The sequence below is a fragment of the Candidatus Obscuribacterales bacterium genome (assembly GCA_036703605.1).
Lineage (GTDB): Bacteria > Cyanobacteriota > Cyanobacteriia > RECH01 > RECH01 > RECH01.
In genome coordinates, this window is record DATNRH010000796.1 from 1 (window position 1) to 12,875 (window position 12,875).

General features: G+C 53.4%; 11 protein-coding genes. 5 read left to right on the forward strand and 6 right to left on the reverse strand.

Annotated features, from left to right (window positions below; all coding sequences use genetic code 11):
- Positions 1-256: 256 nt before the first annotated feature.
- Positions 257-847: a GAF domain-containing protein gene (locus V6D20_16560; protein HEY9817392.1), complete on the forward strand. Its 591-nt coding sequence runs from the start codon at positions 257-259 to the stop codon at positions 845-847.
- Between the two features lie 160 nt (positions 848-1,007).
- Here V6D20_16560 and V6D20_16565 read toward each other — a convergent pair whose 3' ends face one another.
- Positions 1,008-1,601 (reverse strand): MarC family protein, encoded by a 594-nt coding sequence (locus V6D20_16565; protein ID HEY9817393.1) that lies wholly within the window; start codon positions 1,599-1,601, stop codon positions 1,008-1,010.
- 147 nt (positions 1,602-1,748) lie between these two features.
- Positions 1,749-4,355, reverse strand: a complete 2,607-nt coding sequence (acnB, locus tag V6D20_16570; protein ID HEY9817394.1) for a bifunctional aconitate hydratase 2/2-methylisocitrate dehydratase — start codon at positions 4,353-4,355, stop codon at positions 1,749-1,751.
- 396 nt (positions 4,356-4,751) lie between these two features.
- On the opposite strand from acnB, the gene V6D20_16575 reads away from it, so the two are divergent.
- The 3 genes from V6D20_16575 to trpA all read left to right on the forward strand — a co-directional run bounded on the left by V6D20_16575 (position 4,752) and on the right by trpA (position 6,265).
- Entirely contained in the window at positions 4,752-4,964 is a 213-nt protein-coding gene (locus V6D20_16575; GenBank protein ID HEY9817395.1) for an NAD(P)H-quinone oxidoreductase subunit L, read from the forward strand.
- Positions 4,965-5,017: 53 nt separating this feature from the next.
- Complete coding sequence (locus tag V6D20_16580) at positions 5,018-5,350, forward strand: DUF3007 family protein (protein ID HEY9817396.1); 333 nt, start codon at positions 5,018-5,020, stop codon at positions 5,348-5,350.
- Positions 5,351-5,458: 108 nt separating this feature from the next.
- Positions 5,459-6,265, forward strand: a complete 807-nt coding sequence (gene trpA, locus V6D20_16585) for a tryptophan synthase subunit alpha (GenBank protein HEY9817397.1) — start codon at positions 5,459-5,461, stop codon at positions 6,263-6,265.
- Positions 6,266-6,402: 137 nt separating this feature from the next.
- Here trpA and V6D20_16590 read toward each other — a convergent pair whose 3' ends face one another.
- From V6D20_16590 to V6D20_16605, 4 genes are all read right to left on the reverse strand, one after another.
- Entirely contained in the window at positions 6,403-7,704 is a 1,302-nt protein-coding gene (locus tag V6D20_16590; GenBank protein HEY9817398.1) for a glycoside hydrolase family 19 protein, read from the reverse strand.
- A 698-nt stretch (positions 7,705-8,402) separates the two neighbouring features.
- Positions 8,403-9,578 carry an NDP-sugar synthase gene (locus V6D20_16595; GenBank protein ID HEY9817399.1) on the reverse strand — a complete coding sequence of 392 codons (1,176 nt, stop codon included), beginning with the start codon at positions 9,576-9,578 and terminating at the stop codon, positions 8,403-8,405.
- A gap of 631 nt (positions 9,579-10,209) precedes the next feature.
- Positions 10,210-11,088, reverse strand: a complete 879-nt coding sequence (locus V6D20_16600) for a segregation/condensation protein A (protein ID HEY9817400.1) — start codon at positions 11,086-11,088, stop codon at positions 10,210-10,212.
- Positions 11,089-11,123: 35 nt separating this feature from the next.
- On the reverse strand, positions 11,124-11,501 hold the full coding sequence (locus V6D20_16605) for a LapA family protein (GenBank protein HEY9817401.1): 378 nt from the start codon (positions 11,499-11,501) through the stop codon (positions 11,124-11,126).
- 807 nt (positions 11,502-12,308) lie between these two features.
- Between V6D20_16605 and V6D20_16610 the strand changes: the two genes are divergently transcribed.
- The coding region (locus tag V6D20_16610) for a hypothetical protein (GenBank protein ID HEY9817402.1) at positions 12,309-12,875 on the forward strand (567 nt) is incomplete at its 3' end.

The following is a 12,875-nucleotide window of genomic DNA, read 5'->3' on the forward strand; positions in this document are numbered from 1 at the left end:
AAGGGTTGGGGATGAGGGCAAATCATCTATCGATTCAGCAATGCCCTCCATGCAAAGTGTTCCGGAATCATACTGCTATTCAGCAACGCCTTCCATCTTTAACATTCACCCAACTCAAGGTTCTGCCTGTAGCTCAGCAAATAGCAAACCCAACTCGCTAGATCGATCCTTGACTCAGGCTCTGGAATGGGGAAGGCGATCGCGCTAGTATAGCAATCAATTCACCTCATCACCCCCTCCATGTCACCTAGTTGCCATGTCTCCAGATTCACAGCTCAACCTGTCTCACCAGTTGCAAAAACTGCGCCAGCAGCGCTATACCGATCGCCAGGTTAACAAAACGCGATCGCTGCAAATCCAAGCATTGCTTCAACGTCTCACGGATCATCTCGAACAGGATGCATTCATTCAGGATACGACGGATAGCTTGCGGCGATCGCTGCAGTGCGATCGCGTCGTGATCTATTACTTTTACTATGAATGGAAAGGGCAGGTGACCTTCGAGTCCTTAAGTCAACAAACCTACTCCATCTATGGATCGACCGGAGCGGATGACTGCTTCAATGACGACTACGCCCAACGCTACCTTGAAGGGCGCTATAGCTACATCTCGGATCTCGATACAGCTCCCATCCATCCCTGCCATCGAGAGTTTTTGTCCAGCATTCAGGTCAAAGCTAGCTTAGTCATGCCAATTTTACCAGAGCGCCCTGATCACAAGCGTCTGTGGGGGCTGCTCGCTGCCCACCAATGCACAGAACCACGTTGGTGGTCTACATCCGATATGGACACCATGCAGGCCGCAGCCCAAAAGCTAGCCCAACGGTCATCCATCCAGAACCTGTGACCACCTGTGACCCTGCCGACATCTATGCACCTGCCACCTGTTCCGAGCAGCGGGGGTGATGAATCAGGGTATGAATCTCGAACGAGACGCCCTGAAACCTCCTGCCTAGGTTTGCAGAGTCATACTACTATTCAGCAACGTCTTCGCAACATCCGAAAATCTAGGTCAAAAATAATTCGCGAATGCCGCCGCTACCAATTTCTACAGCGAGGGCGGCCAGCAAAAAGCCGAGGATTTTGGTAATAATCACAGCGCCTTCAACTCCAATCCAGCGATCGATGCGGGATGACTGACGCACAATAAACCAGGTGACGATCATGGCGCTGATGATACCTGCCACAACACTGACACGAGCGGTGGGTGATTCTGACATGAGAATCATCACGGTGGTGAGGGTGCCAGGCCCAGCCATGAGGGGGAGTGCTAGGGGCGTAATGGCCACATCACGCTCTTCGTCTACCACAGGAGTATCCATACCGCCTTGCAGCATGTCCAAGGCAATCAGCAGCAGCAGTAGTCCACCTGCGACTTTGAGAGATGCCATGCTGATATGTAAGTAGCCCAAAATTGCTTGACCGCCAAAGGCAAAGCCCAGTAATACAGCCGTTGCCACCACGGAAGCTCGATCCACAACTCGCCGTTTTTGAGCAACATCCATGCCTTTGGTTAACACAATAAAGATGGGTGCATTCCCGAGCGCGTCCGCCAATACAAAGACGGCTACAAAGGTTTGTACAAAGATCGAGCTATCCATTCTTCCCCCTGTTTGATTGAACCAGAATGTGATGTGAGGTTCAGCATAGGCATCTGCAGGCATCTGTGCTGCTATGGATGAGCAAACAGCCCCCTCAGGTGTGTTCGAGGGGGCTGTTTGCATCCTAGATTCTAGGATGGCTAGATGCTAACGAGTAGCGGCGGGCATTCCTAAGATGTCCTCAATCTTAGGCATTTGATCCAGCGGAATCACTCGCCCCTCATCCTCAAACTTGGCGATTTGGTCGAAGTTCAAGTATCGATATAGCTCCGATGCAAAGGGATTGATCTTATTCGCCACTACTTCCAGATATTCCTCCATCGTGGGAATGCGACCCAACAGTGCGCAGGCTGCCGACAGCTCTGCTGAACCTAGATAAACCTGGGCTCCCTTACCCATGCGGTTGTTGAAGTTGCGGGTTGAGGTAGACATCACTGTTGTTTCATCAGCCACGCGAGCTTGGTTGCCCATGCAGAGAGAACAGCCTGGCATCTCCGTGCGAGCACCGGCTGCGGCAAAAATACCGTAGTATCCCTCTTCCCGCAGTTGTTTTTCATCCATACGTGTGGGTGGACAGATCCACAAGCGCCCCTGCACTGGGCCCGCTCCTTCCATCACCTTCGCCGCCGCTCGGTAGTGACCAATGTTGGTCATGCAGGAACCGATGAAGATTTCATGGATGGGATCGCCAGCGACTTCAGACAAGGTTTTGATATTATCTGGATCGTTAGGGGCCGCTACCAACGGTTCTTTGATCTCATTCAGGTCAATCTCGATGACTTCTGCATACTCCGCGTCTGGATCCGCAGACATCAGGTAAGGATTGGCAAGCCACTCTTCCATCTTGGCGATGCGACGGGTGAGGGTACGAGCATCTTGGTAGCCGCGGGCGATCATATTTTTCATCAAGGCAATGTTCGATCGCAGATATTCCGCGACGGTCTCTTCACTGAGCTTGATGGTGCAGCCTGCGCAGGAGCGTTCTGCAGTGGCATCGGTCAGTTCAAAGGCTTGCTCTAACTTTAGATCGGGTAAGCCTTCCATTTCCATAATCCGACCGGAGAAGACATTTTTCTTATTTTTCTTCTCCACAGTTAGTAAGCCCTTCTGGATTGCCACATAGGGAATGGCATTGACCACATCCCGTAGCGTGATGCCGGGCTGCAGTTCACCCGTGAAGCGCACCAGCACGGACTCCGGCATATCTAAGGGCATGGCTCCGATCGCTGCCGCAAAGGCGACCAGACCTGATCCAGCGGGAAAGGAAATGCCCATGGGGAAACGGGTGTGGGAATCGCCACCGGTGCCCACCGTATCGGGGAGCAACATGCGGTTTAGCCAAGAGTGGATGATGCCATCTCCCGGACGCAGGGCAACGCCGCCCCGCTCGGCGAAGAAGTCGGGTAGGTCTTGGTGGGTTTTGATGTCCACGGGCTTGGGATAGGCGGCGGTGTGGCAGAAGCTTTGCATCACCAGATCGGCGCTGAACCCTAGACAGGCGAGTTCTTTCATCTCGTCGCGGGTCATGGGGCCAGTAGTGTCTTGGGAACCGACGGTGGTCATCATCGGTTCGCAGGACGTACCCGGACGCACGCCGGGCAGACCGCAGGCCTTGCCCACCATTTTTTGCGCCAGGGTGAAGCCCTTGCCAGTATCTGCAGGCGTTGCCGGACGGACAAAAAGATCGCTGGGGGGCAATCCTAGGGCAAGGCGAGTTTTATCGGTGAGCGATCGCCCAATCAGGAGAGGAATGCGACCGCCAGCCCGCACTTCATCCAGAATGGTTTCTGGCTTGAGGCTGAAGGTGGAGATCACCTCGCCCGCTTCGTTGGTGATTTCGCCCTTGTAGGGGTAGATGGTGATCACGTCGCCGGTTTCCATCTGAGCAACGTCGCACTCGATAGGCAGGGCACCGGAATCTTCAGCGGTGTTGAAGAAAATGGGGGCGATCGCTCCTCCCAGAATATAGCCACCCGATCGCTTGTTGGGGACACAGGGAATGTCGTCGCCAATGTGCCACAGCACCGAGTTGATGGCAGACTTCCGTGACGAACCCGTACCCACCACATCCCCCACATAGACAACGGGATGGCCCTTTTCTTTGAGCTGCTCTAGGATTGTCAACGCATTGGGAATGCGCGACTCCAGCATCACCAAGGCATGGAGAGGAATATCAGGACGGGTAGTGGCGTGGGGAGCGGGGGATAGATCGTCGGTATTGGTTTCCCCTGGCACCTTAAACACCGTGACGGTAATCTGCTCGGGCACGGTGGAACGCTTGGTAAACCAATCGGCATTGGCCCAGGAATCCACCACCTGCTTGGCGTAGGAATTGGTCTCCGCCAATTCCATAACATCATGAAAAGCATCGTAGACCAGCAGGGTTTTGCTCAAGGCCTCGGCAGCCGTCTGCGCCAGGGCGGCATCATCCAGCTTGAGCACCTCAATTAACGCCTGGACGCTGTAGCCACCCATCATCGTCCCCAGCAGCACCACCGCATCGTGGGGCGGCAGTAACGGACTCGTCACCTCACCCTTGGCGATCGCGGTCAGGAACGATGCCTTGACATAGGATGCCTGGTCTACACCGGGGGGAATGCGATCGCGCAGGAGGGCAAGGAGGGTGTCTTCTTCCCCGGGCGGCGGATTTTTGAGTAATTCACAGAGGTCAGCCGTTTGCTCAGCGGTGAGGGGAAGGGGGGGAATGCCCAAAGCAGCCCGCTCAGCCACGTGTTGACGATATTGCTCTAACATAGTTGATCCTCTCCAAGCGATAGCGCGAGTCTATAATTATTGTTGCAATTTCTTGCCATTACAATAGCGCGATCGCCCTACAAGTCTATCAAGAAGTCCTAACCGAGTGGTTGGCTGACTAACTTAAAGACCCTTACCCCAAACCCCTCTCCCAGGGCACTGAGTAGAGCCTCATCCATTCATGGCGTCAGATCCCCGCGACCTAGGAAGATGCTAGGAATAGTCTGTAGGCACCATCTGAGACATTAGGATGGTAGTCTACACCGCGATCTCTGGGCAAAAGCAGTTCGCCAAAGGCAACAAGGCGATAAGATGGAAAGAAGTTTCTGGATCGGTGGTCGTGCGATCGCCCCCAGAGTTGCTCCAGGTAGTTCTAGCGTCTCATTTTTGGTGTCTATGGTTATCACCCTACTACTCTATGCCGCCCTAGGCGGTGCGTATCTGTTGGTCATGCCAGTGGCTATCCTTTTCTACCTCCAGCAACGTTGGTACATCGCCAGTTCTATTGAGCGGGTGCTGATGTATTTCATGGTCTTTTTCTTCTTCCCAGGGCTGTTGGTTCTCAGTCCTTTTGTCAACCTGCGTCCTCAAAAACGGCAATTGTCCTAAGCGATCGCCGGTTCACGATGGAGACGTTCCATGCTGTTTCGGGATAGCAAGCCATGCGGCGGATTGATGTAATTGGCGTTGGTTTCGGCATCTTTGCCGCCGGGGGGCTCATCTATTTGGGTCTCCGGGGTGCTGGTCTCGAAGGAGCCAATGCTGGCATCTGGAGCCAGGTAATCTTGCTGGGGGGCGTGGGTGGATGGTTGGTGACCTATCTGTTTCGGGCCGGCACGCATACGATGACCTACAACCAACAGCTTCGCGACTACGAAGATGCGGTTTTGCAAAAACGTCTGGATGAAATGACCCCCGAGGAACTGGCTGCCCTGCAGGCCAAGCTCGACCAAGAGTCTGAATCATCCTCAGATGCGACCGCTGATTCAGAGTGATGCCGGGGTGATTATGGCTCCTGCGGAAAAAAATGGAGAGCGATCGCCTGTTGGGTCAAAATGCGCCGTAGAATGGGGAACGGTCAGCGCGTTTTGGTGGGGTTTGTTATGGTTTCTGTCTCTCAACGGATGAATGCACTACGGGATCGGGGCCAATGTGCGCTGGTGCCGTTCATTACAGCAGGGGATCCAGATTTAGAGACAACCGCTAAAGCATTGCGGCTGTTGGATGCCAACGGCGCTGATTTCATCGAGCTAGGGGTGCCTTACTCTGACCCGCTGGCGGATGGCCCAGTGATCCAAGCAGCCGCTACCCGAGCCCTCGCCAACGGTACCAAGCTGGAACAGGTGCTCGATATGGTGCGCACCGTCTCCCCCGACCTGCAAGCTCCGATCATTTTGTTTACCTACTACAACCCCATTTTGAACCGTGGGCTGGATACATTTTTCCAAACCATTGCTGAAGCAGGGGTAAAGGGGATTGTCATTCCCGACTTGCCCCTAGAGGAAGTCGGAGGTGTGATGGCAGCGGCTAATCAAGCGGCGGTGGAGGTGACGCTACTGGTAGCTCCCACCAGTCCCATGGAACGGATCAAGGCGATCGCCGCCCAGTCCCAAGGATTTATCTATCTTGTCAGTGTGACTGGCGTGACCGGAATGCGCACCCAAATGGGCAACCGCGCCAAGGAACTGCTCAGCGATCTCCGGGGGGTCACCGATAAGTCTATTGGCGTGGGCTTTGGTATTTCCCAGCCAGAACAGGCTCGGCAGGTGATGGAATGGGGGGCCGATGCGGTGATTGTGGGCAGTGCTTTTGTGAAACGCTTGGCCGAGGGAACTCCCGAGCAAGGCTTGAAGGCGATCGCCTCCTTTTGCCAAAGCCTGAAAGCCGCCATTACCGCTGACCAAGGCTAATATCAAATACGGTTAGACAAGCCATGCCTTGAAAGCTTGGACAGTCCCAGACAGCGGTTCCAGATGTCTGTAGTCCCCTTGGCAAGGGGGCGGCGAATCGAGGATCAAATGGCATATCCCTTCAAGCAGACTTGATGTCAAATACCAAAGGCACGCTTAGCGGCAGCTAGCTTGGCCTTGCGATCGTCCAAGCCGTTATAGCCACCGTTAATCATCAGGGTGACCTGTTCCACATTATCGCGGTCGGCCCAGACGTTGAGTTGCCGCGAATCCCAATACCAGCCAGCACTGCGACAGGCCAAGACATCGGTGGCAAGCAGGGTGGGCTGCTGAACCAAGTCAACCCCTAGGGCATCACCACATTGACGATAGTTGAAGCGTCCAGTAATTTGAATCAGACCGCGACCCTTATAGCGCCGTCCATCGCCAGCAAAGAAGTTACCCAAATCTGCGCGCCCTTCATAGTCACTACCATCAGCAAATTCTTCCACGGCATTGAAGTTGGCCGATTCGTGGGCCACCTGAGATAAGAAATGGGCTTTGCGCAGAGAAGTGCTGATGTTGAACTCCACCAAGGTGGCATTGAGATGGGGCAAAAACTTACGGATTTGCGATCGCTGCGCCGTGGGAGCAATCTGCACCAGTTGCGATTCCGTCACTTCTTGGATGGTGGGAAAAAGTCCTTGGTAGGGCAAGCGCTCGACGGGGCGTCCTGGAAGCTGATTGAGCCCGCGCAGAGTGGTAATTTTGCGAATCACATCATCCACAACCGCATCCGTTGATCCCAAGCGATCGCTGTTGATATTGGTGATGAACACCTGCAGCGCATCCGCTGCCCGGCGACGAAATTCTGGGAACGGAACAGATTCTGGCAGAACAATCACCCCTTGATAGGGCAGACGATTACTAGGGCGTCCTGGCTGCCGCCCCAGGGCCCGCAGCAGGGAGTCAGCCAGATCATCCGCAGCCGTGGGCGTCACATCTGGAATTTCTGCCACCAAGCGCCGTAGATGTTGCCCGCCCTGCTGCCGCCAGAGCTGGAGTTGTAGGGTGCTGATATTGACTTGAGTGTAGCCAAACAAGCCTTCGTAGGGATAGACGCCTACCGGCCGGGCAATGGAAAATCCCTTAAGAGAACGGATCAGGGCATCGGCCTGTTCATCCATCGGCAAAATGCTAGGTAGGCGTAGTCGCTCTAGGTAAACTTGGACACCTGCCGCTGCCTGCTCCCGTAGTTCATTCACGGGCTTTTGCCCAAATAATCCTACGTAGGGCTCTCGCCCCAAGCTTCGGGGAGGCTGTTCTCCAAGAGCCCTCAATAGGTCATCGACTAAGCCATCGGTAGCGGTGAGGGTTGAACTCGCAATCCTTGGTATCAGAACCCTAAGGGTGCTGCCGGCTTGGGTACGCCAAGTTTGGAGATGAGATGAAGTGTTCATGGTAAGGAGCGATCGCCCGCATCTGCTAACGACAGGGTGGCGTAGATTACACCACCATCCTGAAGGGTACTGCAATTTTGGTCATTCAGCATCCACTCTTGTCGCTCATGTATACCGTAAGTGCAATGACGTAAAAACCCTAGAAACCCCTGCCATTTGGGCCATGGCCGCTACCGTTCAGGCTTCGGCTAAAGCAGGATAACCCAAGAGGCTGATGATCTCCGTTGAATCTCTCTATCAAATCCATAGATGAGATGACCACATCTTATCTATTATTTTGTTCAACACCTCTGCCGGGGTTGATGTCTGCTGACTTGATGTCTGCTGACTTGATGTCTATTAGATTGGTGTCTATTGGATTGATATCTAACCGTAAAGTTGACGATCTATAGGAATGGGCTTCTAGGAGCTTTGGTTCAATCCCATCTTATTTCATAGTATTTCACAGCAAATTATAGGATTGAGCAAACACTTGTTCAGCAAGCATTACAGCTTAATCCATCGGGATCCAAGATCTGTCGTACTCATTCGAGGAATTGATATGACTAGCTCTCTAGCTTGTATGCCTCTTTCTAAATACAAAGTCCCAAGAGTTTTAAACCCTCGGGACTCTATTGATTGAAGAGCGATCGCCCTTAGACACCTCACCTCTCAGCCTTTAGCCTGTTTGCCAAATGTTTAAGGTGTAAGGATCAGTATTAGAGCAGACTGCCGACCTCTGCGCCCAACAGTTCAGCGATCGCTTGTCCTTCCGCTGGTGGTTCCGATGGCATCACCTGCCGGGCATCGGTAATCAACCAGTCTAGAGCCGCAGCCTGCACATCAATAGATGCACCGGTTTTGTCTACACAATAGCGACCGAAAACCAGCTTATCAACCAAGCGCACCCCTGCACCCAGGCGCGAATATTCGAAGATGACGCTATTGTCTACCGTTGCACCGCTGCAAATGTAGCAATTTGGGCCAATCATCGACGGGCCAATAATGGTTGCACCATCTTCAATGCGAGACATACCACCAATGTAGACCGGCCCCTGGATGTCAACCTTGTCCCAGTTCACATCCACATTCAGCCCTGCGTAAACGCCAGGCTGCACTTCGCGTCCGGGAATCTCGACGTTTTTAACGTCACCATTCAACACGCCGCGAATGGCACGCCAGTAGTCGGGGACCCGACCAATGTCAACCCATTCGAAGTCCATGGCTACGCCAAAGAACGGAGCATTGTCGGCCACTAAACGCGGAAATAGATCCCCCCCAATATCGAAGGTTTCTCCAGAAGGAATGTAGTCAAAAATTTCTGGCTCGAAGATATAAATCCCGGTGTTGATGTCGGTGCTCAGGGCTTCATCCACCGAAGGCTTTTCTTGGAAGCTCTTAATGCGTCCCTCGTCATCCGTGACCACCACCCCGTAGCTCGATACCTCATCCAGCGGTACAGACTTCATCACCACCGTAGCGATCGCCCCCTTCTCGCGATGCACGCGCACAGCTTCAGTCAAATCAAGATCAATCAGGGCATCCCCGCAGAGCACCACAAACGTGTCATCAAAAAATGGCGAAAAGTCTTGAATGCGGCGCATTCCACCGGCTGACCCTAGGGCTTCCCCAATCAGCTCACCGTCTACAATTCGTCCCTCGAACGAATAGGCAATTTGCACCCCAAAGCGCTGACCATCCCGGAAATAACCTTCAATTTCATTGGCAAGATGGCTAACGTTGACCATGATTTCATCAAAGCCATGCTGGCGCAGTAGCTCTAGCAGAAATTCCATCACAGGTTTCTGCAAAATCGGGATCATGGGCTTGGGAATGGTGTAGGTAATCGGGCGAACACGAGTTCCCTTGCCAGCAGCCAGAATCATAGCTTTCATAAATGTCTATCCCTCTACCTTGGGTTTAACGTCAATGTAGTTGGTTGGTGTGGTTGCTGAGGCATCCCCCTTGAATGAACAAGCGTTGACCCTACCCAACATCACACTGGGTAAGTCTAGGAATGGTGTCACTCCTGCATTCAAGCGATGCATGTACTCGGCAGCCCAGATCGACCCGTGGAAATATGCGGATAACTCTAAATAGGGCATTCGTTTGAGACTAATGGTGAATACAGACCTTACTATTTGAAACCTTAGCTTCATCAGGGGTAACTTGCCAATTGTCTGGCCACTAACTAACGCCTCCACCCGAGAAACAACCCTCAACCTGACACACTTCCATTGCAATGAGCAGCGTTCCACCACAGTTCAAACGATCTGTAGGAGCATCACAAGCAGTGGCTTGCCATAGAGCAGTTGCCTGAAAACATTGCTGAGAGACTTTTGCCAAATGCAAAGGCGTAACTTCTCATTCGACAAAACTTCAACGAATCTTAACAATCTATGCTCGCTGTCTAGTTTAGCAGGTTGTTATGGTCGTATTTGGTGGTGATCATCACAGGACTGTTGGTGGTTGCGGGCTAGGTGCCGATTGCAACGCTAGCCCCCAAGCCCTGCGCAGAATGCCCCCTTAATCTGGTAATACAACAGCAGACAGTTCAGACAGTTCACTGGCGGCCAGAGCTTGGGCGTCTAAACTGCGCAAATGTAGATCTTGGTAGAACTGTTCTTGGGCTAATTCCACCTTCGACTGAGACGATAGGTAGAGCAAGGCCCAAAAAACGCCGACGCGATCGCCCTGTTCGGAGTGAGCTTCACTACCAGAATCAGGCTTAACAAACTCAGAGAGCCCGTGGCCAGGCGGATCCATCCAATAGTCTAGTAGGCGTTCAAATTCGATCCATTCGTCATCTGCACTGAGCTGGGGCCAAAAGTCCGTCAAAAATTGTTCGAGAGCAGCGGCAATTTCCGAAAGATTTTCGTGGTGGGCAAGCTGGGCAATGGTCTTTACCGCCTTGCTGTGGGACTGGGGTCTGGGCCGACGCGATCGCCCCCGCCGAGACCGAGGTTCGTTCATGGTCTTAGCCATCACCTCAAGTTGGGCGATCAGTTCCTGGAGCGTCACCCGTCGCTGCTGGGGTGGGTTGACCGATGCCCGGCGGCGCAGTTGCTTTTCTAGACGGCTGGGCAGGGGCGGCTGGTCTAAATCACTGGGAAACTCAGACTCTGCCTCTAGGTCATCCGACGTATCTTCAGTGGCACTGAGCCGAGCCAGGCTATCGGCCTTGAGCAGCACCAGCATGGCTGCATAGAGCAAGGCCTGCCCCGATTCCGACAAATCTGCCTCATAGGGCGCACGCCCCTCCACCACAGGCGTTTCCAAGGAGCGAATTTGCAGCAAGACGCGATCGATCACATCAATCACCTGCACATCCCAGGGATCGAGTTCTCCTTGCTCCGCCATTTCAATCAAAAGGGCGATCGCGTTATGGGCAATGGAACGGGCCATAGGCTCACGATAGATAGGGCACGGTAGATTCCAGGCTAAGCGCTTTGGGCAGCGGGATCGGTAGTGTCGTCCTCCTCCTGGTCAGCACCTGGGGGTGAGGCCGGTAGCTGCAACGGTTGATTCTCCAACTGCAGCTTGTACTGCTCTAAATCCTTTTCAAGCTGCTTGATTTGGGTATCTCGCTGTTTAATGGTTTGACGGTTAGCGACTAGGCCTTGCAGTCGTGACCAAACACTAAAGACCCAGGCCATCATCGCCCCAGCTCCCATGGCCACCAGCAGCTCAATCGCCAGGGGAGCCCGAAACTCAATTCCCTGCATGACGTGAATGGCAACGATGTCCGTATTTTGAATACTAAACAACATCAAGCCCAAACCCAGCACAAAAATGAGTACGGAGTTAATCTGACGCATGGGCTTCTCCTTTAGGCAGCGGTGTGGCGTAGCTGCAGTATGTACTATGCCGCCAAAAGTCTAACAGGTTATGGCTGAGAATGACGGCGATCGCTCCAAGTTAGATCAGGCTTACCCTGACAGGATGTCAATCGGCCTAACTGGAGACCTCTCGGCCGATCGCTCTGGGCATGGTGTGGGTCAATAGAGCTACCGATCAAAAAAGACCACCTAGCGATGATTCATACCTGATCATCCCGGCAGTCTAAAAAGCCTTTAAACAGAAAAGTTCTCGGGAGTCTTTCCGTGTTTCGACCCCGAGAACTTTTGCTTTCGCTTCGTTACTCCTCACACTGTATATATCATACACCATCTTCATAGGGAGCGCTAGCTAGGATGACAGTTTGTAAAATGGCACACTGGTCTGGACGCTGGCCCAGACACTGGCATCAATGTCCTCCAACATGAGGCCTCAGCCTCCCAGAATGCAGACCTCTAGGCATCTGACAATTCTAGCTTCCAAAATTGTCACAAATCTTGTCAGAGTTTTTGCCAGAGGTGCTATGCTCCACTGTGAATAGCTCATCAACGCAGGTTGCCCTTGGAGATGGTAAGTCCCATATGCAAAGAGTGGTGTACTCGTGTTGAGCGGCAAACCAGGCTGAGTGAGGGATAAAACAGGTCTGGAGGTTGGGTACGTGTTCCGATCAGTCTCTAGTTCTGACGCTTGTCATCTATGGATGATCTCTGACATAGATGATCTCTGATGTACAAGAGTCTGTAGCCTAGAATCCCTCAGTCTTAGTGTGATGTGTGGAGTGTGTAGCAATGGTTGTATCGGCTGTAATCAATGGTGCAGGGCATGAGCCGCCCCAAGCAGGCGCGGCAGAATGGCAAGCGATCGCCCTGCCTGAGACTCGGTTATTTGGCACCGATGGTATTCGTGGACGGGTGGGAGATGTTTTAACAGCTCCCCTGGCGCTCAAGGTCGGGTTCTGGGCCGGGCAGGTGCTGCAAGCCTCGTCTCCCTCGGTGGGCCCAGTGCTGATTGGGCAAGACTCTCGTAATTCTGGCCCCATGTTGGCCATGGCGCTGTCCGCAGGACTCACGGCGGCAGGGCTAGAGGTGTGGAACCTGGGTCTTTGTCCAACGCCCACCGTGGCCTATCTCACCCATGCGTTGGATGCGATCGGTGGCGTGATGATTTCCGCTAGCCACAATCCGCCAGGAGATAACGGCATTAAGTTTTTTGGGGCCGGGGGCAGTAAGCTATCGCCTGATCTCCAGCGTCAGATTGAGGCCGGTCTGCGAGGTGGGCAAGATGGCCCTTCAGCGGCAACGGGATGGGGGCAGCATTACCACCGTCCTGAGTTGGTCAGTCAATATGCCGAGTCG

Excerpts from the sequence above, each read along its gene's own strand:
- V6D20_16560 (HEY9817392.1), top strand. The coding sequence starts at position 257 with ATGTCTCCAGATTCACAGCTCAACCTGTCTCACCAGTTGCAAAAACTG.
- V6D20_16565 (HEY9817393.1), bottom strand. The coding sequence starts at position 1,601 with ATGGATAGCTCGATCTTTGTACAAACCTTTGTAGCCGTCTTTGTATTG.
- acnB (HEY9817394.1), bottom strand. The coding sequence starts at position 4,355 with ATGTTAGAGCAATATCGTCAACACGTGGCTGAGCGGGCTGCTTTGGGC.
- V6D20_16575 (HEY9817395.1), top strand. The coding sequence starts at position 4,752 with ATGGTTATCACCCTACTACTCTATGCCGCCCTAGGCGGTGCGTATCTG.
- V6D20_16580 (HEY9817396.1), top strand. The coding sequence starts at position 5,018 with ATGCGGCGGATTGATGTAATTGGCGTTGGTTTCGGCATCTTTGCCGCC.
- trpA (HEY9817397.1), top strand. The coding sequence starts at position 5,459 with ATGGTTTCTGTCTCTCAACGGATGAATGCACTACGGGATCGGGGCCAA.
- V6D20_16590 (HEY9817398.1), bottom strand. The coding sequence starts at position 7,704 with ATGAACACTTCATCTCATCTCCAAACTTGGCGTACCCAAGCCGGCAGC.
- V6D20_16595 (HEY9817399.1), bottom strand. The coding sequence starts at position 9,578 with ATGAAAGCTATGATTCTGGCTGCTGGCAAGGGAACTCGTGTTCGCCCG.
- V6D20_16600 (HEY9817400.1), bottom strand. The coding sequence starts at position 11,088 with ATGGCCCGTTCCATTGCCCATAACGCGATCGCCCTTTTGATTGAAATG.
- V6D20_16605 (HEY9817401.1), bottom strand. The coding sequence starts at position 11,501 with ATGCGTCAGATTAACTCCGTACTCATTTTTGTGCTGGGTTTGGGCTTG.